This is a genomic window from Campylobacter sp. RM5004 (assembly GCF_022369455.1).
Lineage (GTDB): Bacteria > Campylobacterota > Campylobacteria > Campylobacterales > Campylobacteraceae > Campylobacter_E.
Window position 1 is genome coordinate 1,071,642 of sequence record NZ_CP059599.1, and the last position, 25,411, is coordinate 1,097,052.

At 25.7% G+C, this 25,411-nt stretch carries 19 protein-coding genes; 10 read left to right on the top strand and 9 right to left on the bottom strand.

The window, feature by feature from the left end:
* Position 1 precedes the first annotated feature (1 nt).
* From AVANS_RS05360 to AVANS_RS05385, 6 genes are read right to left on the bottom strand one after another with little or no spacing between them, the layout of a single operon-like run.
* Positions 2 to 745: a septal ring lytic transglycosylase RlpA family protein gene (locus AVANS_RS05360; protein ID WP_239816861.1), complete on the bottom strand. Its 744-nt coding sequence runs from the start codon at positions 743 to 745 to the stop codon at positions 2 to 4.
* Positions 742 to 1,824, bottom strand: a complete 1,083-nt coding sequence (locus AVANS_RS05365) for a lytic transglycosylase domain-containing protein (RefSeq protein ID WP_239816862.1) — start codon at positions 1,822 to 1,824, stop codon at positions 742 to 744. Before AVANS_RS05365 ends, AVANS_RS05360 begins: the two co-directional genes overlap by 4 nt.
* A complete protein-coding gene (locus AVANS_RS05370) occupies positions 1,821 to 2,579 on the bottom strand; it encodes a TatD family hydrolase (RefSeq protein WP_239816863.1) in 759 nt (252 codons plus the stop codon). The genes AVANS_RS05365 and AVANS_RS05370 overlap by 4 nt, the downstream gene beginning before the upstream one ends.
* Complete coding sequence (locus AVANS_RS05375; RefSeq protein ID WP_239816864.1) at positions 2,579 to 3,826, bottom strand: response regulator; 1,248 nt, start codon at positions 3,824 to 3,826, stop codon at positions 2,579 to 2,581. The genes AVANS_RS05370 and AVANS_RS05375 overlap by 1 nt, the downstream gene beginning before the upstream one ends.
* Positions 3,823 to 5,343 (bottom strand): AAA family ATPase, encoded by a 1,521-nt coding sequence (locus AVANS_RS05380; protein ID WP_239816865.1) that lies wholly within the window; start codon positions 5,341 to 5,343, stop codon positions 3,823 to 3,825. The genes AVANS_RS05375 and AVANS_RS05380 overlap by 4 nt, the downstream gene beginning before the upstream one ends.
* The gene (locus AVANS_RS05385) at positions 5,340 to 6,176 is read right to left on the bottom strand and encodes an NAD(+)/NADH kinase (protein WP_239816866.1); all 837 of its coding nucleotides are present in this window, start codon (positions 6,174 to 6,176) and stop codon (positions 5,340 to 5,342) included. The genes AVANS_RS05380 and AVANS_RS05385 overlap by 4 nt, the downstream gene beginning before the upstream one ends.
* Positions 6,177 to 6,266: 90 nt before the next feature.
* Here AVANS_RS05385 and aspS point away from each other — a divergent pair, with 90 nt between their 5' ends.
* Entirely contained in the window at positions 6,267 to 8,024 is a 1,758-nt protein-coding gene (gene aspS / locus AVANS_RS05390) for an aspartate--tRNA ligase (protein ID WP_239816867.1), read from the top strand.
* A 31-nt stretch (positions 8,025 to 8,055) separates the two neighbouring features.
* Positions 8,056 to 9,978, top strand: a complete 1,923-nt coding sequence (locus tag AVANS_RS05395; protein WP_239816868.1) for a capsular polysaccharide biosynthesis protein — start codon at positions 8,056 to 8,058, stop codon at positions 9,976 to 9,978.
* 1,134 nt (positions 9,979 to 11,112) lie between these two features.
* On the opposite strand, the gene AVANS_RS05400 is transcribed toward AVANS_RS05395, so the two are convergent.
* Genes AVANS_RS05400 through AVANS_RS05410 form a run of 3 tightly spaced genes read right to left on the bottom strand, consistent with a single transcriptional unit; the run spans position 11,113 to position 15,873 of the window.
* Entirely contained in the window at positions 11,113 to 11,811 is a 699-nt protein-coding gene (locus AVANS_RS05400) for a sulfotransferase family 2 domain-containing protein (RefSeq protein WP_239816869.1), read from the bottom strand.
* Positions 11,786 to 14,578 carry a glycosyltransferase gene (locus tag AVANS_RS05405; protein ID WP_239816870.1) on the bottom strand — a complete coding sequence of 931 codons (2,793 nt, stop codon included), beginning with the start codon at positions 14,576 to 14,578 and terminating at the stop codon, positions 11,786 to 11,788. The genes AVANS_RS05400 and AVANS_RS05405 overlap by 26 nt, the downstream gene beginning before the upstream one ends.
* On the bottom strand, positions 14,575 to 15,873 hold the full coding sequence (locus AVANS_RS05410) for a UDP-glucose/GDP-mannose dehydrogenase family protein (RefSeq protein WP_239816871.1): 1,299 nt from the start codon (positions 15,871 to 15,873) through the stop codon (positions 14,575 to 14,577). The genes AVANS_RS05405 and AVANS_RS05410 overlap by 4 nt, the downstream gene beginning before the upstream one ends.
* 257 nt (positions 15,874 to 16,130) lie before the next feature.
* Here AVANS_RS05410 and AVANS_RS05415 point away from each other — a divergent pair, with 257 nt between their 5' ends.
* From AVANS_RS05415 to cysC, 8 genes are read left to right on the top strand one after another with little or no spacing between them, the layout of a single operon-like run.
* Complete coding sequence (locus tag AVANS_RS05415) at positions 16,131 to 17,489, top strand: hypothetical protein (RefSeq protein ID WP_239816872.1); 1,359 nt, start codon at positions 16,131 to 16,133, stop codon at positions 17,487 to 17,489.
* On the top strand, positions 17,473 to 17,862 hold the full coding sequence (locus AVANS_RS09580; protein WP_275583441.1) for a hypothetical protein: 390 nt from the start codon (positions 17,473 to 17,475) through the stop codon (positions 17,860 to 17,862). Before AVANS_RS05415 ends, AVANS_RS09580 begins: the two co-directional genes overlap by 17 nt.
* The gene (locus tag AVANS_RS09585) at positions 17,859 to 18,332 is read left to right on the top strand and encodes a hypothetical protein (protein ID WP_275583442.1); all 474 of its coding nucleotides are present in this window, start codon (positions 17,859 to 17,861) and stop codon (positions 18,330 to 18,332) included. Before AVANS_RS09580 ends, AVANS_RS09585 begins: the two co-directional genes overlap by 4 nt.
* Positions 18,325 to 20,814, top strand: a complete 2,490-nt coding sequence (locus AVANS_RS05425) for a glycosyltransferase (protein WP_239816873.1) — start codon at positions 18,325 to 18,327, stop codon at positions 20,812 to 20,814. Before AVANS_RS09585 ends, AVANS_RS05425 begins: the two co-directional genes overlap by 8 nt.
* A gap of 11 nt (positions 20,815 to 20,825) precedes the next feature.
* The gene (gene cysD, locus AVANS_RS05430; protein ID WP_239816874.1) at positions 20,826 to 21,728 is read left to right on the top strand and encodes a sulfate adenylyltransferase subunit CysD; all 903 of its coding nucleotides are present in this window, start codon (positions 20,826 to 20,828) and stop codon (positions 21,726 to 21,728) included.
* Positions 21,728 to 23,101 carry a sulfate adenylyltransferase subunit CysN gene (cysN, locus tag AVANS_RS05435; protein WP_239816875.1) on the top strand — a complete coding sequence of 458 codons (1,374 nt, stop codon included), beginning with the start codon at positions 21,728 to 21,730 and terminating at the stop codon, positions 23,099 to 23,101. Before cysD ends, cysN begins: the two co-directional genes overlap by 1 nt.
* Complete coding sequence (locus AVANS_RS05440) at positions 23,098 to 24,813, top strand: SLC13 family permease (protein WP_239816876.1); 1,716 nt, start codon at positions 23,098 to 23,100, stop codon at positions 24,811 to 24,813. Before cysN ends, AVANS_RS05440 begins: the two co-directional genes overlap by 4 nt.
* 9 nt (positions 24,814 to 24,822) lie before the next feature.
* Positions 24,823 to 25,410 (top strand): adenylyl-sulfate kinase, encoded by a 588-nt coding sequence (gene cysC / locus AVANS_RS05445; RefSeq protein ID WP_239816877.1) that lies wholly within the window; start codon positions 24,823 to 24,825, stop codon positions 25,408 to 25,410.
* The last annotated feature ends 1 nt before the right edge of the window (position 25,411 follow it).

Sequence of the window (25,411 nt, forward strand, 5' to 3'; positions counted from 1 at the left end):
ATTACTCCCTAAATATAAAAGAACCTAAAAAATTAGCTAAATTAATAAAATCTCTAGCTTCTTCTTCGCTTCTAAATCCTTTTAAAAACACTCTATAAAATCCATCGCTTGAGTTTAAAACCTTACTTGTATAACCTTTATAATTTGCGTATTTTTGAGCTAAATTATAAGCATTGCTTGAATTTTTAAAAGCTCCTATTTGTATCATAAAATCGCCACCTGTTACACTATTTAGAGCTTGTGAAAAACTAGAATTTGAATTAGGAATTTGGTTTTTAAAATTAACTTGATCAAAGCCTAAAACTGTAAGTTTTACTCTAGCAGTTCCTTTTTTTGTCATATCGATTTCATGCGCTGCTTTATTTGATAAATCAATTATCCTACCGGCTACGAATGGACCTCTATCATTAATTCTTACGATTACACTTCTTCCGTTTTCAAGATTATCAACCCTTACCATAGTATTCATAGGTAAGGTTTTATGAGCTGCTGTCATTGAATTAGTATTGAATGTTTCGCCATTAGAAGTTTTTTTGCCATGAAAACCTGGTCCATACCAACTAGCAATTCCACTTTCAGTATCACCTATATTTACCTTGCTAGGATAATAAGTTTTTCCATTAATAGTGTATGGCCTCATAGTTGCAGGAGTATTTGGTTTAGCTACTCCGTAATTTGCAGCAGGAGTGCTAGAACAGGCAGTAAATAAAGCAAGAAAACTAGCAAATACTAAAAACTTTTTCAATTTTTAGCCTCCTTGCTATTATCAAAATCTAAAATAGGAATTAATAGATTTTGATTAATTCCAATTCTATCATCTTTTAAATTATTATAAGCCTTTAAAGTGCTTGTGCTAACATTGTTTTTCTTAGCAATTGCATATAAAGTATCGCCTTGTTTTACTCTATAACTTATAACATTTTTTATACTATTTTTAGCATATTTAACTGAGCTTTTATTATCTTTATAACTAGCTATTTTTTCTATTGGCAAATATGCATAATATGGATATGGAGGTGCGTAATTACCTTTAAATTGTGGATTTAATTCTTTTAATTCTGATAAGCTCATTTTTGCTTTATTTGCTACTAATTGCAAACTTTCATTTGGTTTTATTTCAACCTTGCCTATATTTAAAGCCATAACTTGATTTAATAAATAAATATCTCCATATTTAGCAATATCATTTTCAGCTATTAAACTTGTGCTTAAAATCTTTTTAAAAAATCTTCTAGTTTCTTTAGGTAAATATTTTTGCTCTTCATCAAGCAAAGCATTTAATTCATCTGTTCCCGCATTTCTAATAGCTTTTCTAACACAGCCATTTCCACAATTATATGCAAAAATTGCCAAATACCATTTGCCAAACTCATCTTTTAATTTATGTAGATATTTTGCAGCAGCTACACTAGCAGCAACCACATCTTTTCTCTCATCAACAAATTTATCAATTCTTAAGCCAAAATTCTTAGCCGTTGGCTCCATAAACTGCCAAACTCCAGTAGCTTTTACACCTGATCTTGCATCTGTTTTAAAATTACTCTCAACCATTGCAAGGTATAAAAATACATCAGGAACGCCTTCTTTTTTTAAAATTGCTTTAATGATAGGAATATTCATATTAGCTTCATTTAAAACTTTTGTAAAATAAAGCACCTCACGCTCACTCATGTCATAAAAAATCTCCATGAATGATTGATCTTGCAAATATTTAACATCTACATCAATGCTTTTTAAAATTTTTTCTTGTTTATCATATTTATCCACCGAAAAACTAGCAAATAAACAAATATTTATCATTATTAATAATATAAACTTTTTCAAATTAATCCTTTAAATAAATTTTTTGCGTTATTTGTTGTTAGCTCTGTTATCTCCTCAATTGATTTGTTTAATAATTCTGCCATTTTTTGTGCAACCAATGTGCAATACTTTGGCTCATTTAAAGTTCCTCTAAAAGGATGTGGGGTAAGATAAGGCGAATCTGTTTCAATAAGTAACCTATCTAATCTAATTTTAGGAAGTATTTCAACTAAATTTTTTGCATTTTTAAATGTTAAAACACCGCCAATTCCATAATAAAATCTATCGCTTAATTCAAGCAATATTGGGCTAGCATTAAAACAATGCAAAACTCCAAAAGCTTCTTTATAACTTTTCAAAATCTCAAGTGAATCAGCACTCGCATCTCTTATATGTATAATTAACGGCAGTTTTTTTTCTATTGAAAGCTCAATTTGTTTAATAAATACTTCTTTTTGTAAGACTTTTTCTTCTTCGCTAGGACTTCTGTAATAATCTAATCCACATTCGCCTATTGCTATACATTTTTTATCATCTAAAAAACTTTTTAAATAATCTAAATTAAAATCAGTGATATCATAAGGATGAACCCCTGCTGCATAATAAACATTATCGTATTTATTAGCAATATTAGAAGCTTTTTTTAAAGTTTTTATATCAGCACCTGGGATTATATGAAGTTTTACCCCATCATTACTTGCATTGGTTAAAACTTCATCTAAGATATCATCATATCTATCATCATCTAAATGCGTATGTGTATCAATAATATACATCAATCACCATTGTATATTTCAACCCTGTCACGGCCGTTATTTTTAGCTTCATATAAAGCTTCATCAGCTTTTTTAATCATTTCTTCAATTTCTGATTTTTTAGAGCCAACTGCAACACCTATTGAAGCTGTAAAGTTGATTGTTTTATCTAAATAAATAGCAGGAGTTGATTTTATTGCGCTTCTAATTTTAACTGCCATTTTAATAGCATCTTCTTTTTTAATATTTTTTATTAGTAAGCAAAATTCTTCACCACCAAATCTAGCAACCATATCTCCGCCCTTTACTTGCTCAAGTAAAGTTTGTCCGCATTGAACTATTACGCTATCTCCTGCCGCATGGCCTAAAGTATCGTTAATATTTTTAAATTTATCAATATCTATCATTAAAACAGCAAAATCTACATCATCATTTATTTTAGAATAATAATCTTTTGTAGCTTCAAAAAAGCTCTTTCTATTATTTAGTTTAGTTAAGAAATCTTTTGCAGCTGCATCTTTTAATTGCTCTGAATAATAAATCAAATCAATACTATTATTGATTCTACAAATCATATTTTCTCTTGAAAATGGCTTTTGAATAAAATCATTTGCACCTGATTTTAACATTCTAACACCTACATCATCGCTTCCGTGAGCTGTTAGAACTATTATGCCTAATTGATTTTTATTATATTCTTTTCTAACTTCTTTAATAAGCTCTTCACCACTCATTGCTGGCATTTCTTTATCTGTTAAAATAAGTTTTACATCAGGATGTTGCTCTAAGTATCCTAAAGCTTCTGCTCCATGTGCTGCTGGAAATACTTGAAATTTATAAGCTTGAAGAATATTTTTAATAATATTTCTCATAGCCATTGAATCTTCTGCAACAATTATTTTTGTATTTTCGTTTCTTTGTAAGCGTTCTATAATATCAATAATATAATCAACACACTCACTACCTTCTTTTAAAACATAATCAACTATATCTTTATCCATAAAGCTTTTTCTAGTAGCATCATCATCAAGACCAGTTAAAATAATACTTGGTAATTTTTTAGAAAGCGCATAATCAACAACTTGACCATGCATAGCATCAGGCAAACATAAATCAAGCAATGCAGCAAAATATTCATTGTTATCTATTAATTCTTTAGCTTCTGCAAAATCATAAGCTATATCAAATTCACAATTTAATGCTCCACTAACTTTTTTTGCTATTGCTTTAGCTAACATTTTATTATCATCTACTAATAATAATTTCATTCTTTTCCTTCTAATATGGTTTTTGCAAAATCTAAGGCTGATTGACTAATATTCTCATCACTAATCATCCTTGCAAGCTCATTTGCAATTTCATCTTTTTTAAGCTCTCTTGCAAAGCTTTTATTGTTTTCTTTACTTACCAAAAAATGCTGATTTGCTTTAGCACAAATCCAAGGCATATGAGTTATTACAAAAATTTGATAATGTTTGCTTAATCTACTTATCACATTTGCTATGCTTATAGCCTCTTTTCCACTTAAATTAGCATCAATTTCATCTAAGAATATATAACCATTTGCATAATCAATAAAATCAGCAAAACTAGCTAAAAACGCAAGTCTTAATCTATTTAATTCACCAGAACTAATCTCTTTAAACCCTGCTTTATTTAGGCTGATTTCAAATCTATCAATACCGCTAATTCCTAATTCAAATTCCACTAGCTTAAGAGCAATTTTGTCTAAGTATAACAAATTTAGATAATCATTAATTTTGCACTCAAGTTCTTTAAGATAAATTGCTCTTATGTTAGAAATATTTCTAGCATCGCTTAAAAGCTTGTTTTTTAATACTTTTAGCTCTTTTTCAAGATGGCTTTTTTCGTAATCAATATTTTCATAAATATTTAATTCTTTTTCTTTTTCTTCTAAACTAATCAAAGCATCTTCTACACTGCCATATCTTTTAACAAGATAATGAAGTTTTTCAAGTCTATTTAAAATATCTTCTATATTTAAATCACTGCTTTCATTGTTTAAATCATTGAAAATATCATTTAGCTCACTCATAGCATTTACAAAAAATTCACTATCAATATTAGCTAATCTTAATAATTCTAATACACTATTTTCATAAGAAAATATGCCTTCTGATTTGCTTAAAGCTTGCTCTATTTTATCTCTTCTTGATAATTTAGTTTTTAATTCAAGAAGTTTTTCATATTCGCCTTTTTTTGGATTAATTTCTTTAATCTTTTTTATTTCTAGGCTTAATAATTCTTTTAAATCATTAATTTTATTTTCATCTTCACATAATTTATTATATTCTTTTTCTAATTCATCTAATTTTTTAAAATTATTTTTATACTCATTTAAAATATTTTCATAATTTGCTTCTTTTTTTATAACCACTAAATCAAGCATTTTAAGCAAATAACTAGGCTCAAAATCATCATAATTTTTAGCCGATAAATAACGAATATTACTAGCATTTAATTCGCTCATTATTTTTTTTGATACTGCTTGATTATTTATAAAATATCTTGTTACTTTATCTTTTTTTACTCTAAAAACATTAGGATTAGCATTTTCTATACTTTCATCATTAATCTTATCATCTATGCTAATTTCTAAAAGATTTGCAGTGCTTTCAAAAATCCCAAAAGCTGCTAAAATGCTTTTAAAAATCACCGACTTTCCAGCCCCACTTGAACCTGTAAAAACAATAAGCCCATTTTTAAAATCTAAATTAAGTTCATCAAAAGTTATATTATTTGTAAAATATAATCTTTCTATCATCTTATTTCTCCCCAATGTAGCTTTTCATTTAAAACTTTAAAATAAGAACTATTTTTTTTCCTAATAATATTAGCTCTTACATTGCTAAGTCCTATTCTAGCACTTATAAATTCATCTTTATTAAATACTTCTTGTCCGTCTATACTAAGAGTGCAGTTTGAACTAATTACATCTATAAAAAAGCTTTTAGGAAGGACAATAGGTCTTTGAGTTAGCGAATGAGAACATATAGGAGTTAGCATAAAAACACGGCTAAGTGGATATACAATAGAACCACCTGCACTAAGGTTATATGCGGTTGAACCTGCTGGAGTTGAGATTATAAGTCCATCGGCATTATAATTATTAAAAATTTCTCCTTTAAAACTTGTCTTAATATCAGCTAATAATAAATGATTTGCTCTATTAAATACTGCGTCATTAAAAGCATATTTTTGTAAGACTTTTCCATTTTTTAACTTTATTTGAACGCTTAATAAAAAAGGCCTTTCAAGCTTATAAGAGCCATTTATAAAATCGCTAATTCCTAATTCAAATTCCTTGATTTGAAACTCCGTTAAAAAGCCTAGATTTCCAGCATGAACACCTAAAACAGGAATATTTGTATTAGCCAAATACCTACAAGCTGAAATAATGTTTCCATCTCCGCCTAAGGAAATTAATAAACTTACATTTTCTAAATCAAAATTAATATTATCTTTTCTATTATTTATATATAGAGAATATTTTATTTTTTTATGTTCTAAAAAATTTTTTATATGTTTTAGCTCAGAACTATCTTCTAAACCAAGTTTGCAAAATATTATAATTTTCTTAATTTCTTTATTTTTCATAATCTTTTCTTATATTTTTTATTATAAATTTACAATTTTTGAGTAAAAAACAATATAATTTTATAAAAAATCATTAATTAAGGAAAAAAATTGAGAACACATTATAGCACTGAGCTAAGTATTAAAAATATTAATGAAGAAGTAGTTGTAGCAGGTTTTGTTAATTCATATCGTGACCATGGTGGAGTTGTATTTTTAGATTTAAGAGATAAAGAAGGTATTATTCAATTAGTATGCGATCCGGAAATTAGCAAAAAAGCTCATGAAATTGCAAGCACTTTAAGAGATGAATACGTAATAAGCGCAAAAGGTAAAATAAGAGCTAGAGGAGAAGGATTAGTAAATCCAAGACTAAAAACTGGTGAAATAGAAATAGTTTGCGAAGAAGTTGAATTAATAAACGCTGCAAAAGCACTACCTTTTGATATAAATGATTTAAATGTTAATGAAGAATTAAGACTTAAATATAGATTTTTAAGCCTTAGAAATCCAAAATTATTAGATAATTTCAAAAAGCGTTCAATTATTACAACAGCAGCTAGAAATGCTCTAACAAAATTAGGCTTTATGGAAGTTGAAACTCCGATTTTAACAAAAGCTACACCTGAAGGTGCAAGAGATTATTTAGTTCCATCTCGTGTGCATGAAGGTGAATTTTACGCACTACCACAAAGCCCACAATTATTCAAACAGCTTTTAATGGTTGCAGGATTTGATAAATACTTTCAAATCGCAAAGTGCTTTAGAGATGAAGATTTAAGAGCTGATAGACAGCCTGAATTTACTCAAATAGATGTTGAGATGAGCTTTTGCGATCAAGAAATGGTTATGCAAAATGCTGAAACTTTCTTAAGAGAAACATTTGCAAGTGTTGGCATAACAATGCCACAAAATGTAAGAAGAATGACTTATAATGACGCGATGGAAAGCTATGGAAGTGATAAGCCAGATTTAAGATTTGATATGCCAATGATTGATGTAGCACATATTTTTGCAAAATCAAATAATGCTATTTTTAGTGAGCCTGCAAAGGATACTAAGAAAAATCGTGTAAAAGCAATCGTTGTTAAAAATGGAGATAATATTTTCTCAAAACGCCAAATGCAAGGATTTGAAGAGTATGTAAGAAAATTTGGTGCTAAAGGTTTAGCATTTATTCAAATGAAAGAGGATGGACCAAAAGGACCATTAACTAAGTTTTTTGATGATGAAGGTGCTGAACTTATTAATTTCTTAAAAGAAAAAGCAGATTTTAATGTAGGAGATGTAGTGTTCTTCGGCGTTGGTGCTAAAAAAACTGTTTTGGATTATATGGGAAGATTTAGATTATTTTTAGCAAATGAATTAAAAATCATTGATGAAAATAAATTTGAGTTTTTATGGGTTGTTGATTTTCCTATGTTTGAGCAAAACGATGATGGTACTTATTCAGCAATGCACCACCCATTCACAATGCCAAAGAATATTGATGCACCAATTGATGAAATAAGTTCTGTTGCTTATGATATAGTATTAAACGGAGTTGAGCTTGGTGGCGGAAGTATAAGAATTCATAGAAGTGATATCCAACAAAAAGTATTTAAATTACTTGGAATTAGCGAAGATGAGCAAAAAGAAAAATTTGGCTTCTTACTAGATGCTTTAAGTTATGGAGCACCTAGTCATGGTGGATTTGCGATAGGACTTGATAGATTATTAATGCTAGTTACAAAATCAAGCTCAATTAGAGATGTAATAGCATTCCCTAAAACTCAAAGAGCACAATGCTTGATGACTGATGCGCCAAGCAAAGTTGCTTATTCTCAGCTTAATGAATTACACATTGCATTAAAAGAAAGTAAAAAATAATTTTTGCCCCTAAAAAGGGGCTTTTGATACTATGGTTATTAGATATTTTAAACAATATAAACTTCGTAAAAATGTTAAAAACTTTTTAAATCTTTCTTGGCGTGATGCAAGCTGCAATGGTATTTATTATGGTTGGGGAAGAAAGGAAAGTGGAAGAATAGCTGAGAATTTAGCTAAAAAAAATAATGCTAAATTTTGCTTACTTGAAGATGGTCTTATTCGTTCTTTAGGGCTTGGTATTAGCGATAAAAATAGCTTTTCATTAGTATTTGATGATGTTGGGATTTATTATGATGCTACAAATCCAAGTAGATTAGAAAATATTTTAAATACTTATAAATTTAGCGAAGATGAATTAGAACAAGCAAAAAAAGCTATAAAATATCTAGTAGATAATAATATAAGCAAATACAATAATGCTTACAAAGAATTTGAATTAGGAAATAAAGATAATGTTTTGGTAATTTTACAAAGTGCTAATGATTTATCTTTAAAATACGGCTTAGCTAATAATATTAATTCACTTGATATGATAAAAGATGCGATTAGAGAAAATTCTAACTCTAAGGTTTATGTAAAGATTCATCCAGATGTGCTAAGCGGCAAAAAACAAAGCGATATAAATATAAATAAAATACCAAAAGAATGTGAAATTATAAGCGATAGCTATAATCCAATAAGTCTTCTTAAAAACTTTAAAAAAGTTTATACAAAGACTTCAACAATGGGATTTGAAGCTTTACTTTGTGGATGTGAATGCTTATGTTATGGAATGCCGTTTTATGCAGGATGGGGGCTTACAAAAGATAAACAAAAATGCGAACGTAGGATTAAGACAAGAAGTATTGAAGAAATATTTTATGCAATGTATTTTTTATATACAAAGTATTATAACCTATATTCTGAAGAGATTTCAGATATATTTGATACTATGAAAACTGTAGTTCAGTTTAGAGAAATTTATAAGGCTAATTCAGGAAGATTATTTTTCTTTGGTTTTTCTTTATGGAAAAGAGCTCATACAAAACATTTTTTTAAATCAGATAATAATAAAATAATTTTTATGAACTCTTTAAATGCTTTAAAGCGATATAAAATTACGCAACATGATAAAGCATTCATTTGGGGTAAAAAATACGATAAAAATGAACTTGAAAAGTATTTTAAGAATGTTAGCATAGTAGAAGATGGTTTCATACGCTCAATTGGACTTGGCTCAAATTTAACTAAAGCATATTCATTAGTTGTTGATGATATAGGAATTTATTTTGATCCTAACACTCCTAGTAGATTAGAATACATTCTAAAAAATATTGATTTTAACGATGAGTTAATACAAGAGGCAAAAGAAATTAGAAAACTAATCTTAGATAATTCGTTTTCTAAATATAACTGCTTAAAACACAAAGAATTACCAAAAAGAGAGCAAAAAACAATACTAATCCCAGCACAAGTTGAAGATGATGCATCTATAAAATGTGGTGGTTTAGGCTATGATTCTTTAAAACTTATCAAGCAAGTTAGGGCTGAAAACCCAGAAGCTTATATAATTTATAAAGTTCATCCTGATGTAGTAGCTGGTAATCGTCAGGGTCTTAAAGATGAAAAAATTATCCTCCAATACTGTGATGAAATCATAACTGATATTAGCATTGATAGTTGTATAAAAGCCTGTGATGAAGTACATACTATCACATCAACTGCAGGCTATGACGCACTTATCCGTGATAAAGTAGTAGTAACTTACGGAGCACCATTTTACGCCGGTTGGGGTCTTACAATTGATAAAAACATAACCCCAGAAATTTTATATAGAAGAAATAGAAAATTAAGTATAAATGAATTAATTGCTGGAGTTATCATTTTATATCCAAAATACATACATATTAAAACTAAAAGCTTAGTAAAAACTAAACTAGCTATAAAATATCTAATAATTAATATATTAAAATAAGTAACTAAACATCAAATTTACTTTTTTATATTATTTTCAAGTTCTATTATTTTTTTATTTTTATCTTTTAATATAGCTATAAAAAATTAGATATTATATTTATAACTTCTCTAAAATCATCATTAAAAATTAATTTCTCTTTATCTATAGTACAATTTACATCATTAAAAAGCTTTTTTATTATTAAAATAATTTATTCAGATGAACTCATTTATATCATCAAAATATTCTTTGTTTTTATAAATAACTTCTTTAGGTAAACTATAGAAAATTTTTTATTTTCTTTTAAATATAACTCTATATAATGGTTTAGTTCTATTCTTTCTTTATTATTTTTATCTTTAAAATATGGAAATTCTTTATTTATAATATTTAATAAATTCATACCTATTAAATCAAGCTTAGAATTTTCAAAAAAACACAATTCAAATTCTTGGTAATTTAAATTGAAAATATTTAAAAAGTCTTTTTCAAGATCAGCTTCTTTATCATATAATCACACAATAACATCATCAAATATAACAAGATACATTAGAATTTGTTCTTTATAATTAAATAAATTATAATAATAAAACATATTAAAATTATTAAAATCTGATAAATATTTACCAGATTTTATAGCTGTTGAAATTGATGATTTAATAGCTTCATTTTGCTCCCTTATGTAAAGAATAATTTTTATCTTTATTACCCTCCCCTATTTAGCTCTATTTTTTGCAATATATCATTTTCTATTTCAGGTTTTTTAAAATTAATTGATTTTAAATTATTTTTTAACTTTATTAATTCTTCCTTATTTAATCTTGAATGTATATATTCTGATGAAATAATGATATTGTCGCATATATTTTTATTAATTTCATCTTCTAGATTTGTTAAAATTTGTTTTTATTTTTACTCAAGACTATCGTTATTGTAAATATTATTTTTTGTACAAAAATAATAATCCTTTACATCACTGTAGCCCAAAAATACTATTGACCATTGAGAGGTATTTTGTTCAAGCGACTTGGGGTATGATATACTATTATTTTGTAGCATATCATGGTTTTTTGTAAGCGTTTTTTGTATTGTTGTAGTTCCTGTTTTTTGTGTTCCAATGTGTAAATATATATTCAATTTATGTCTCCGAAATTATTTAAAACTATAATCATAATTTAAAAAATCATTTGAATAAATCTCATTTATCATTTTAATACTTTCATCATCTAAATAATTATCAATCAAAGTGTTTGCATTAGTTTTATGCCAAATTATATTTGAGATACTCAAATTATTTACACCTATTATTTTAAATAAAATATTTTGAAAATCTATATCAAATCTTTCAAATTTTCCAATATAATCTAATTTTAAATTACCCCCCCCCAGCAATAAATATTGTGGCATATAATGTATGTCATACTTTTTATATGGTATATCTTTTAAGGCTTTTAAAAAATCATTAAAACTTAGCTTAATATCCTTATTGATATTTAATTTTGATAAAAATTTTAGTCTAGTTTCCAAATTGTCATTACAAAATTTTTGTAAATAACATGATAAAATTCTAGTATATGGATTTCTAACAAAAGAAAATTTGAAATACTCATCAAAAATTTCCACTCCACTTTCTATATCTAAAGGTGATTTTAAAGGTGAATTGATTTTATCGTGTGGGCTTCTAGGCACATTGTGTATATCTTCTAATTCCTGCAGTGTTCTTTTAATTGTAGAACAAGCTACCTTTGGTGTTTCAAAATATATATATTTATATTTGCTTGAAATATTTAAAAGATAATTCATAGTAAAGTATGAAATATTAAATTTACTTTGCAATTCTTTTTGAGTCATTTTTTTTCCTTAAATTAAAGTTTATCATTTTAAAAAATTCTTTAATTCTACTGATAATACTTTCTTCTTTGCCTTGTTCTTTTTCATATATTTTTATTACTTTATCAATGATTAATTTATCAGCATCATTATTTATTAATTTGCTAACTATGTTGTTTAATTCTTTTTTTGAATATTTGTAATATTTTTTTGTAGTTTCAATCTCTATAACTTCTTTGTTTTTTACTTTCTTTTTATAAACAAAAACTTTATCATGCCAAACCACAATAGGATTACTTAAAATCTCTTTTCCATTTATTTTAATTGACTGATAATTTACATATAATGGAATTCTTTCATTATTAAATTTTGCATCAACCCCCATAAACCTAAGCATTAATTCTCCATCATTAACAATCTGAACCTTAAAATAATCCTTAAAATTACAGTTTTCTAATACACAACCTGAACCTTTACTATCAATAAACCAAATAGGAGTTTTTATGCTAGTATTAATTAAACTATCTATCAACTCTATATTATTAGAGTTAGTTCTTACATTTCTTATATCTAGTTTAATTTCACTGTTTTTTATACAATCAAATTCAAGTTTATACTGCTTACCATCCCATATACGTTTTTTTATTCTATATTCATCACCACTTCGTAAAATAAGTGAAGATTTTAAAAGATTTTTACCATTTAATTTAATTGATTTATAGGTTATATCTTCCTTAGTATTAAATAAATCAATTATCAACTTTCCGCTTTTAATAGCGCGAAAACAAAAACTATTTGTCTTACAAGTAAGACTAAACCCATTGCTTTTTTTAGTTGAAATAGCCCTAACATTAGTAATATTTTCAATAATATTTATTTCATTGTCTTTACTACCATAATTTTTTATGTCAATTCTGCTTGATTTTAAGTATTTAAAATAATACTCTTCTTTGTTAAGCAAAAACTGCATTATATTTGGAATTGAATAGTTATATTTTTTAAATATTAAGTTCACTAAATTACTTAAATCTGACATATATTTTTCATTGCCAATTTTTATATAATCACTATATAAAATATTTAATCTTGATTTTATATATAAATCTAAATATTCTTTAGATGTTATTTTAAATAACATTTCAAACAATCTAGTATTTATTTCTATCTTATCTTTAAAGTTTTTCTCTATATTTTGTGTAATAGATTCATTATGAATTCTTCTAAAATATAATTTTTCCTTACAAACCCCTATTCTATTTGCTTTAAATAAGGCTTCAGTGAAAAATAAATTATCTTCATAACATATTTTTTTACCTATCCATTTGATTTTTTTAGCATTTAAAAAATCATTTTTATAAATGTTTAAACAAGAAGAAACAGCAATCCTTGTTATAAAATCTTTGCAATCAATATAATTAAAAACTTCCTTAAAATTATTTGGTAAATATAAAAAACTATTATAAGCACTCTCCGTAATATTGCCATAATTATCAAAATTATTACCGCCTATCATTAAAATATCTAAATCGTTTTGAATAGCTTGTAAATAAATTCTTTCACAAGCTTTTAAATTTATATAATCATCAGCATCTACAAATTGTATATATTTACCTTTTGCTATTTTTAAAGCATTATTTCTTGAAATTGATAATCCTTGGTTTTCTTGATTTATTATCTTTATTCTTGTATCTAGTCTTGCATATTCATATAAGATAGCTAAAGAATTATCGCTTGAACCATCATTTACGCAAATTATCTCTATATCTATTAAGCTTTGATTTGTAACACTATCAAGACATTGTTTGAGATATTTTTCTGCATTATAAGCTGCTATTATTATAGATATTTTTGGCTTTAAATCACATATCAATAACTTATATAGCTCATTATCTAAAGTCTTAAACATAACTTGTCTTAATTCATCATAAGTATGTTTATAAAATTTCAATTCATAATTTAAAGATGCCTTTATTCTATCATAAAAAGTATTATTGTATTTATGAAAAACATTATATATTTTTAGATTGTTTTTTAATTTTTGTATAGCCTTAAAAAAACATTCTATATTATCTCCTCTATTTGCTGTTAAATTATGTTTTTGGTTACCTCTATATGAGATTAAAGGAATATCTATGTATTTTATATTATCTGCAAGAGCTAATGCTGTATAAGTAAAAGTTAAATCATTAGCTATTTTTAAACCTTCAAATTTTATTCTTCTACTCTGAATAAAACATTTATTAAATAACTTACTCCAGGCATTTGGATTTGTTTGTATAAAATTTTTATTTTTTTCATCTATGCTAGCTTTATTTACTCTTATTAATTCTTGCGTATTTTCATCAATAACATTATTTGCAAAAATTATAATGTCATAATTTTTATTGTTTTCAACACATTTTTCGTATATATTATCTTCTACAAAATCATCACTATCTAAAAAATGATAATATTCCCCACTAGCTACCATCATACCAGCATTTCTTGCAACTCCAGCGTATAGATTTTCTTGAGCAAGGACTGTGATGCGATTATCTTTAGCTGCGTATTCTTTTAAGATTTCTAGCGAATTATCGGTTGAGCCATCATCCACACATATTATCTCTATTTCTTTTAAACTTTGATTTATTACGCTATCCAAACATTCTTTTAAATATTTTTCAGTGTTATATACTGGGATTATTACTGATACTTTTGGAGTATAATCAATTTTATTTTTGATTAAAATTTTAGCTTTTGTATCAGGGTCGCCTTCGGTGTTTTTAACCACTATAATTTCTTGGCTCAATTCTTAACCCCGATATTTATTACGTCAAAACCATATTTTTTAGCTTCATTTAAGTTTATTATGTTTCTAGTATCATAGATTTTTTTAACTCTTACGCAATCTTTAAGCTTTGAAAAATCAATATCCTTAAACTCATCCCACTCAGTTAAAACCACTAATAAATCGCATTTTTTAGCGCATTCATAAATTGAGTTTGTGTAATTTATACTCTCATTTAAAATACTTTTAGCGTTTTGATTAGCCTTTGGGTCATATACATTTATATTTTGATAATTTTTAATCAATTCCTTTGTAATTTCAATCGCTGGACTTTGTCTACAATCATCGGTGCCATTTTTGAAAGCAAGTCCTAAAATGCCTATTTTTGGACTATCAATATCTTTTAACATATCTTTAATGTTATTTACAATCTTTTTAAATCTATCGTTATTTCCTTTAATGGTAGTTTCTATTAGTGAAATTCCTACTCCAAATTCTTTAGCCATTCCAAGCATTGCTAAAGTATCCTTAGGAAAACAGCTCCCACCATATCCAGGACCAGCGTTTAAAAACTTACCGCCAATTCTACTATCAAGTCCAATTCCAAGTGCAACATCGCTTATGTTTGCACCGCTTTTTTCACAAAAATCAGCCATCTCGTTTATAAAATGTATTTTCATTGCTAAAAACGAATTAGATGCGTATTTGATAAGCTCAGCTGATTTTCTAGAAGTTATTAAAATTTTATCATTATCTATATGAGAATATAGCTCCTTCAATACCTCGCTTGCTTTATCGGAGTTACTTCCTATTACAACTCTATCAGGATTATAAAAATCCTCTAAAGCGTATCCTTCTCTTAAAAACTCAGGTAAAGATACTATATCAATATCAGAATTGATTTCATGTATAATTTGCTCTATTTTATCTCCAGTTCCAACAGGAACAGTTGATTTAGTAGCTAATATGAAATATTTATTTTTATCTTTTAAGTTTTTACAAATTTCGTTTGTTGCTGCAAAAATGTATTTTAAATCAGCCTTTTCACTATCATTTGACTGCGGAGTTCCAACTGCTAATATAACGATATCAGCCTCATTTATACAAGAATACGATGTGCTAAATGTTAGGTTTTTATTTACTACTTCTAAAAATGCTTCTTCAAGATTATTTTCATAAATTGGAAGCTTACCCTCCTTTAAAGAATTGATTTTACTTTCATCAACATCCACACAAACAACATTATGACCTAATTTAGCAAAACCAACACCACTAGGCAAACCCACGTAGCCTGTTCCTATGATAACTATATTCATAAAACTCCAAATATTGAAAAACTATTATTTTCAATATAAATTTTATTTTTATGCAAATTTGATAAAGCTCGATATATCTATGTTATAAATGACTTTTAATTAAACTAACAAATTTATTTTTATTAACTTTAATTAAGAAAAAAATTGTTTAATAGCTCTTTAGTTTAGTTTTGATATAGATTTATTTGTATTGAAATTAATAGTTTTTCAATTTTAAATAAATATAAATTATATATGTTTTAATTTTAAGGCATTTTATGAAAGCATTTTTACACATAGGAACTGAAAAAACAGGCTCTACAAGCATACAAAATTTTATAAAAGAAAACAAAAAAGAACTTCAAAAACATATTTGTATTCCAAATTCTTTAGGGTTTAATCATTGGCCTTTAGCAGTTTTGGCTTATCAAGAAAATAAAATAGATTCTTTTAGGATTACGAATAATATTTTAAAAAAAGAAGATTTTGATAATTATAAAAATAATCTATTCAATGAGTTAAAACAAGAATTAAAAGGAAAAACAAAAATTTTATTTACTTCAGAATTAATACATTCAAGGCTAACAACAAAAGAAGAGCTAATACAACTTAAAGAAATATTGCATAAACTAGGGATTAATGATATCAAAATAATAATCTATCTAAGAGAACAAGGAGAATTAATTAATTCACTTTACTCTGAAGCAATTAAATGGAGTGAAATTGATGAAAAATTTGATTTTGAGTTAAAGGATAGTTTTGACTTAGAATTTAAAGATGGTTTTAGAAAAAATATAAGCCATTTTCAGTTTATTTGTGACCATAAAAACACATTAAAAATTTGGCAAGAAGTTTTTGGATTAGATAATATAATTCCAACAATTTTTGATAAAAAATACTTTAAAAATCAAGATTTAATATCTGATTTCTTAGATAAAATTGAAATTGATAATATTGATAGTTTTAATAAAATTGATAATAGCAATGAGGCGCTTGATACCTATGGTGTAGATTTATTACTATACTTAAACAAAGAACTTCCGATGTTTATTAATAACAAATCAAATCCTTTAAGAGGTGATATAGTAAGATATATAAACAAATATTTTACTGATAAAAAACATAATTACAAATTAAACAATGGTATTATTGAAAATATAAGAAAATTCTATAAACAAGATAATGATTATATTATTTCTACATATTTCAATCACAAGCAATATTTTACTTATAAAAATTTTAATGATCATAATAATAATATACTAAGTTTTAATACTAAAGCATTTATTGTAGATTTTGTAAAAGAAAAAAATCAAGCAATTACACAATTAAAACAAAGCATTGATTTTTTAAAAAATAATAATGTTTTAACCCAAGATGAAATAGATATTCTTTTAAGCAACACAAAAGCTTATAAATTAGGTAATTACATAAACAATTTTACAAAAAACAAATTTAATATCCTATATTTATTTAAATACATTGCAACACTATTGTTTTGTTATGATAATAAAATCACAAAAATGCTCTTAAAAAAAATAAATAAAGAAAGTATTAAAAATACTAAATCATATAGAAATTACATTATAGGATTAAAATTATTAAAGGATAAAAATAATTATGATAAATTCAAATGAGATATATTACAAGCATCATAAAACTAATACAACACATAAAGGTTATTTTGAATTAGATGCTAGAAGCAAAGACGCAAAATCACAACTAAATCCTTGGGCTTTCATTAGAATCTGCAATGAAATAAATACTTTAGAAGAAAGTTTATATTCTATACTTCCAGCCATCCAAAGAGGTGTTATAGGATATAATGACTGTACCGATGGAAGCGAAGTGATTATAATAAATTTTTGCAATAAATTTCCTACTTTTAAAGCTTATAAATACCCTTATAATATCCAAACTAGTATTACCCCCCCCCCATTAAATATGATAATAAATTATCTACTTATTATAACTAGGTTAAAAACTTCATACCTAAGGATGAATGGATGATAAAAATTGATTGTGATCATATCTATGATGCAAAAAAATTATTTAATATGTTTTATTTGGTAAAAAGTGATTATGATGTGGTTTCTATACCTAGAATAAATTTTATAATTAAAGATAACGAAGTTTATATAGAGACATACAATAAAAACTTAGTATTGAGAGATGTCGTAGATCATTGGTTGATTAAAAATACTAATTTAAATTTTAAAGATTTTATTTGTAATAGATTTATTGAAAATTTAAAGCTTACAAAAAATCATAAAGTATTGAGAACTGAATTAAATAATTATCATTTTCCATACATAAAAGCTCAAAAATATAATAGATATGGGAGATTAATTAAATTAGATGATTTTATAAATAGTATTAATATAAATGAAAAAATATTTAATCAATTAGATTTATCAATTTTAAATAGATCATTAATTTTGAATATCTATACTAAATTTACAAAGGATAAAAATGAATGATAAAGATATAAAAGTAGGTATTATCATCCCTATTTATAACGTTGAAAATTATTTAAAAGAATGTATAAGCTCAGTAATAAATCAGACATATAAAAATATAGATATTATACTAATTAATGATGGTAGTACTGATTGTAATTCTTTTAACATAGCTAAAGAATTTACCAAAATTGATAAAAGAATAATATTAATTGATAAAGAAAATGGTGGATTAGGCAATGCTAGAAATGTTGGAATAAATTGGTTGTTAAAAAAATACCAAATAAAAAATAACATTTTGCAAGATGGCTTAATAAAAGCAGATATCGTAAATAATGATAAACATAGATTGAAGCATATTTATTCACAAAAACCAATAGTTCAAATAAATGATGTTGATTATATTTTATATCTAGATTCTGATGATTATTTAGTAAATAATGCAGTTTATGAATGTGTTAAAGTTGCTAGAGATAATGATATTGTTTGGTTTGACTTTAAGTTTTTTTATGATGGAGTAAAAGAACAAGATAAAAAAACGCATCATGAACAATACAATATCCAACATAGCTATAAAATAAATGCTAACGAGTGGCTAACTTTACTAGAGCAAAATGATAAAAGAATGTTTTGGTTTGGAAGACATGGTATGGTGTCATTAAAATATTTGCAAAATATACAATTAGAATTTATTAATGATATTATTCATGAAGATCATTACTACGGCAAAATGCTATTTATACAAGCAAAATCAATCTATATACTTAATAAACAACTTTATGTTTATAGAATCAGACCAAATAGCATAATGGCTTATGATGAAAAAATAAATATTAGTAATCTTTCAAAATCTGTTGCTTATTTGTATGACTTGTTTAACCAAGACATTATTAAAGCAAAGCAATATTATAAAGATGCTTCTTTGGCAATTACTGCAATAAAAGTACATAATGACGTTTTCAGACTAAATATCAATAATGAATTAAAAAATAAATTTATAAAGATTTTTTATAGACCTTTAATTAGATGGCTAAAAGAAATAAATAATTACGATATTGATCCATTAAGTGTAAAAAATCAAGCTTTAAATCTACTTCCTGAATTAGTAGATAAGTATGAAAACTCTAATCAGAATATATTGCAAAATAATAAAAATTTAAAAAATAAAAAAATCAGCATAATTATGCCAATTTATAACATACAAGAATATTTAGTAGAATGTATTGATTCTATACTGAATCAAAGCTATAAGCACTTTAACCTACTTCTTATTAATGATGGTAGCATCGATGATACTTTAAATATTGCAAAATACTATGCAAATATAGATAATAGAATTATAATTATAGATAAGATAAATGAAGGGCAAAGCAAAAGTAGAAATTTAGGACTTGAATTATTGTATGATAATTATAATGTGATATGGCAAAATAAAAATGATTATGTATTTAAACACAATAAAAACATAAGAATATACACAAATGAAAGCAATATAAAAAATGATTGTTTAAGTATAGTTACTGATTATGTGATGTTTATTGATGGTGATGATACGATTGAATATAACTGCTTAAAAGAATGTATAAATAATATAAAACATTGTGAAATAATATGGTTTGATTTTAAAATGTTTGCAGATAAAGACTATAACGGCGAAGTTCCTAAATGGAATAGAATGAGTAAATTTAGCAATATAAAAAAAGATATAATTACATCTAGAGAATTTGCACAAAATATGCTTAATAGTAAAATATGCCAATTTGCTTTTATGGTAGATGGAATGATTGATTTTAATTATATGAAAAAACTCAATTTCAAATTCCCTATACATGGCTATGCTGAAGATCATTATTTTGGACTTATGTTGTTTTTAGAAGCTAATAATATTAAAATGTACAAAAAGTGCTTTTATAATTATAGAGTAAGAAACGGAAGCTCATGTAATTTTAATAATGCTCCTATAAAACCAAGTAAGCACATAGCTAAATATCATGAATTTTTATTTAAAGATATTAGTCTTGCTAAAGAATATTATAATTTCAGTGGATATTGCAATACTACATACTTGCTAATGCAATATTTTAGTAAAAAACCACACTATTTTGAGTTATCAAAAATGATACTAAGATATTATTTAGCTACAACAATCAAAATGATGAAATTTTTTAAATATAAAGAGGAAGATATAAAAAAACTAATTTTTATAAACGATTACTTACTAAAGACATACAATATCAATTCCAGTAATGATATAAAGATAAGACTACATTTAGCATATAGGATTGGAGCGTACTTATATTGGGTAAAAAGAAAAAAAATAAGATTTTTACTTGTACTTAAGGACTATTTAAATATTTATAAAAATTACAAAACTAATAGAGTATATTTTGTTAATTTAAACAAATCTAATATCTCAATAGATAAAATAAATTTACCAAAACAGTATATTTTAGGTAGTAAAATAATTAAAAACTTTAAGAAATATTTTTTATTTAAATTTTAAAAAGGCTCGTAATGAAAGCAAGTAATTATTTAAGAATGTTAGAAGCTGAATCTATTTATATAATGAGAGAAGTAATAGCTGAGTTTGAAAATCCTGCTATGTTGTATAGCGTAGGTAAAGATAGTTCGGTTATGTTGCATTTATTAAAAAAAGCATTTTATCCGGCGGTTCCACCAATACCTTTAGTGCATGTTGATACAAAATGGAAATTTAAAGAAATGATAGATTTTAGAGATAAAAAAGCAAAAGAAATGGGTATGCAATTAATAGTATACTCAAATCCTAAAATAGATGAGTTAAATTTATCACCATTCATACATGGCTCTTCTATGCATACTGATATTGCAAAAACAGAAGCACTCAGGCAAATGCTAGATATTTATAAATTTGATGCAGTATTTGGTGGTGCTAGAAGAGATGAAGAAAAATCTCGTGCAAAAGAAAGAATATATTCTTTTAGAGATAAAAACCACAGATGGGATCCTAAAAGTCAAAGACCTGAATTATGGAATATTTATAACGCAAAACACGCTAAAGAAGAATCTATTAGAGTTTTTCCACTTAGCAATTGGACAGAAATTGATATTTGGAGTTATATTTTATTAGAAAATATAGAAATACCTAGTTTATATTTAGCGAAAGAAAGATTAGTTACTGAATATATGGGGACAAAAATATTAATTGATGATGATAGAGTTCCTAAAAATTTAGTAAATAATGCAAAAAAAGAATTAGTAAGATTTAGAACTCTTGGTTGTTATCCATTAACTGGTGCAATTAATTCAAATGCCAATAGTATTGAAAAAATTATACAAGAGTTGTTATTATCAAATACTAGCGAAAGGCAAGGAAGATTGATTGATATTGATGAAAAAGCTAGTATGGAAAAGAAAAAACAAGAAGGGTATTTTTAATGAATATTTTAAATAAATTACACACAGAAAAAGAGCTTTGTAGATTTATAACTTGTGGAAATGTAGATGATGGCAAATCAACACTTATAGGAAGAATGCTTTATGATTCTTCAATGGTTTTAGAAGATCAACTAAATTCTTTAATGAAAGATAGTAAAAATTATGGAACTTCAAATGGAGATATTGATTTTGCACTCTTAGTTGATGGGCTTGAAAGTGAAAGAGAACAAGGAATTACCATTGATGTAGCTTATAGATACTTTAGCACTGAAAAAAGAAAATTTATAATCGCTGATACTCCAGGTCATGAACAATACACAAAAAACATGGCAACAGGAGCAAGTACAGCTGATATAGCTATTATATTAATAGATGCGCAAAAAGGAGTTATGCAACAAACTAAAAGGCATTCTTATATAGCTTCACTACTCGGAATTAAGCAGTTTATTATAGCAATAAACAAAATGGATTTATTAAATTATAACGAAAATGTTTTTTCTGATATTTGCAAGAAATATCAAGAGATTCTGCCATGTTTAAAACACAATATAAATGTTAGTTTTATACCAATATCAGCCCTAAAAGGTGAAAATATTGTAAACAAAAGCCCTAATATGTCATGGTATAAAGGAAAAACTTTATTTGAACTATTAAATACCTTAGAACTATATAAAGCCAATGATAGTGATTTTTTATTACCTGTACAGTATGTAAGTAGGCCTAATTCTAATTTTCGTGGTTTTTGTGGTAGTGTAATAAGTGGTAAAATAAAAATAAATGATGAGATTATGGTTTTACCATCAAATAAACAAACGACTATAAAAAGCATTATACAGGCACAAACCATGAAAGAAGAAGAACAAGCAAAATATCTAGAAGCTATTACGCTAGTAACTAAAGATGAGTTAGATATTTCTAGAGGTAATATAATAGCAAGTAAACAAAATAAAGTAAATATTACTGATAGTTTTTTAGCTACAGTGATTTGGATGAATGAAACTAAAATGCAATTATCAAATAGATATTTATTAAAATTAGCCAATAATATCACTCCTATAAAATTTGATCAAATAGAATATAAAAAAGATATAAATACTCTTTCAGATATAGCTTGTGATGAATTATGTTTAAATGATATAGCATTATGTAAAATTGACTTAGAAGAAAAAATTGCCGTAAAAACTTATGAACAAAACAAAACTCTAGGCTCTTTTATAATAATCGACAGATACACAAATCAAACTTTAGCCGCTGGAATGATTGAAAAAATTTCAAGCACTAGTAAAAATTATAAACAATATTCTAAAGCTGAAATTGAGCTAAATAACTATATAAGAGAGTTTTATCCTGAGTGGGGGTGTAAAAAAATATGAAGATAGTTGTAGGAAGCTCTCTTTTGTTATTAATAGTGTTTTTAATTTTTAGCAAAATAAGGCCATCAATATTGTTTGGCTTTATTGCTGTTTTTTACTACATTGTAGGATATTTAGATTTAAATTCTTGGTTAGTGTCTTATACAAGTAGTTCATTAATCACCTTGGTTATGCTTTTACTTATTTCTGTTGCTGTAGAAAAAAGCATAGCTATAGACTTGTTATCAAAAATAATGATTAGTAAAAACTACATAATTTCACTTTTAAAACTAGGTGTAATTTCTATGTCAATTTCTGCATTTTTAAACAATACCGCAGTTGTTGCAAGTTTTATGGGGGCCATAAAAAACAATAAATTTCAAGCACCATCAAAATTATTAATTCCATTATCTTATTTTTCAATACTTGGTGGAACTATGACACTAATAGGAACTTCTACAAATCTTATAGTTAATTCTTTCGTAGTGCAAAATGAGCTACCTAGTTTAAAAATATTTGATTTTTTTTATGTTGGAGTATTGATATCTATATTTTGTCTTTTAGGTATAATTATATTTAATAAACTTTTGCCTAATTATGAAAATGAAAATAAAATGGAACAAAATCATATAATAAATGCAAAAGTTTTAAAAAATAGCGAATTAATAGGAAAAAGTATAGAAGAAAACAAATTAAGAAAATTAGAATATTTATTCTTATTTGAAATACAAAGAGATGATTATGCTATAAATCCAGTTAGTAAAGATGAGATTATAAAAGAAAATGATATTTTGATTTTTAGTGGGAATATAAATTATATTAGTATTTTAAATAAATTTAAAGGTATATCGATAGGTAAAGAAAATATAAAACTCAATGAATTGCAATTAGTTGAAGTAGTCATAAGTCAAGAGTCAAATTTGGTAGGTAAAAGCGTTAAAGAAAGTAATTTTAGAACAAAATTTGATGCAAGTATAGTTTCATTTAGAAAAAGAAATTCTTATGTAACAAAAATAGGTAATTCTATGTTAGAAGTTGGAGATAGACTTATTTTAAGTATCGGAAAAGACTTTAAAAACAGGGATAATATCAAGAAAAATTTCCATGTTTTATCTAATATTAATCAGAATAACAAATTAAATAATTTTAAAAGTTTAATAGTATTTTTTGGTTTTATTATAACCATTATTGTATCTGCTTTAGAATTTATTTCTTTGTTAAAAGCTTCAATAATATTTTTAATTTTACTACTAGCTTTTAAGATAATAAGCTTAAGTGAAATAAAACGCCAATTTCCATTAGAAATTTTTATAATAATAGGCTCATCTTTAGCTATTACAAAAGTATTAGTAAATTGTGGGCTTGCAAATGATTTAGGTGTATTTATAGCTAATATATTTGGTTCATATGGAATATATGGAAGCTTTATTGGAATTTATATTTTTACATTACTACTAACAGAAATTATGACAAACAATGCTGCAGCTGCATTATCATTCCCTATAGCATTAAGCACAGCAATAGCACTTAATGTAAACCCTACTCCTTTTATTTTTGCGGTTGCCTATGGTGCTAGCGCTGCTTTTTTGTTTCCACATAGTTATCAAACTCATTTAATGGTTAGTTCTATTTGTGGATACAAGTTGCAAGACTTTTTTAAAATAGGCTGGGTTATTTCAATAATATATTCTCTAGTAGTTATTATTGCTACGCCTATTTTCTTTAATTTTTAAGGAGAAAAGATGAATAATATAACTTGGCACAATCAAAGCATTACAAAAGAACAAAGAGCTATGATAAAAAATCAAAATCCTTGTATTGTATGGCTTACAGGCTTAAGTGGTAGTGGAAAATCTACACTAGCTAATGCTTTAGAAGTTAAATTGCATGAACTTGGTTATCACACGTACTTGCTAGATGGAGATAATATAAGATATGGCCTAAATAGCGATTTAGGTTTTGATGAAAAATCAAGAGTAGAAAATATTAGAAGAATTGCACATTTATGTAAACTATTTTTAGATAGTGGGCTTATTGTAATTAGCGCCTTCATTTCCCCTTTTAAAGAGGAAAGAGAATTTGCAAGAAACTTAGTAAATAAAAATGAATTTATAGAGGTATATATAAACACACCTTTAGAAATTTGTGAACAAAGAGATCCTAAAGGGCTTTATAAAAAAGCAAGAAATGGAGAAATTACAAATTTTACAGGAATTACAAGCCCATATGAATCACCAGATAAAGCAGAAATTACAATTTACGTTGACGAATTAGAAAAAAATGTAGCAAAAATCATATATTATTTACAAAATAATATTTTAAGGAAATAAA

Bases quoted from the DNA above. Each gene is read 5' to 3' on its own strand.
- AVANS_RS05425 (WP_239816873.1), top strand. From the start codon at position 18,325: ATGAATGATAAAGATATAAAAGTAGGTATTATCATCCCTATTTATAAC.
- AVANS_RS05385 (WP_239816866.1), bottom strand. From the start codon at position 6,176: ATGAAAAATAAAGAAATTAAGAAAATTATAATATTTTGCAAACTTGGT.
- AVANS_RS09580 (WP_275583441.1), top strand. From the start codon at position 17,473: ATGATAAATTCAAATGAGATATATTACAAGCATCATAAAACTAATACA.
- AVANS_RS05440 (WP_239816876.1), top strand. From the start codon at position 23,098: ATGAAGATAGTTGTAGGAAGCTCTCTTTTGTTATTAATAGTGTTTTTA.
- AVANS_RS05410 (WP_239816871.1), bottom strand. From the start codon at position 15,873: ATGAATATAGTTATCATAGGAACAGGCTACGTGGGTTTGCCTAGTGGT.
- AVANS_RS05395 (WP_239816868.1), top strand. From the start codon at position 8,056: ATGGTTATTAGATATTTTAAACAATATAAACTTCGTAAAAATGTTAAA.
- AVANS_RS05375 (WP_239816864.1), bottom strand. From the start codon at position 3,826: ATGAAATTATTATTAGTAGATGATAATAAAATGTTAGCTAAAGCAATA.
- cysN (WP_239816875.1), top strand. From the start codon at position 21,728: ATGAATATTTTAAATAAATTACACACAGAAAAAGAGCTTTGTAGATTT.
- AVANS_RS05380 (WP_239816865.1), bottom strand. From the start codon at position 5,343: ATGATAGAAAGATTATATTTTACAAATAATATAACTTTTGATGAACTT.
- cysC (WP_239816877.1), top strand. From the start codon at position 24,823: ATGAATAATATAACTTGGCACAATCAAAGCATTACAAAAGAACAAAGA.
- AVANS_RS05370 (WP_239816863.1), bottom strand. From the start codon at position 2,579: ATGTATATTATTGATACACATACGCATTTAGATGATGATAGATATGAT.
- AVANS_RS05415 (WP_239816872.1), top strand. From the start codon at position 16,131: ATGAAAGCATTTTTACACATAGGAACTGAAAAAACAGGCTCTACAAGC.
- AVANS_RS09585 (WP_275583442.1), top strand. From the start codon at position 17,859: ATGATAAAAATTGATTGTGATCATATCTATGATGCAAAAAAATTATTT.
- cysD (WP_239816874.1), top strand. From the start codon at position 20,826: ATGAAAGCAAGTAATTATTTAAGAATGTTAGAAGCTGAATCTATTTAT.
- AVANS_RS05400 (WP_239816869.1), bottom strand. From the start codon at position 11,811: ATGACTCAAAAAGAATTGCAAAGTAAATTTAATATTTCATACTTTACT.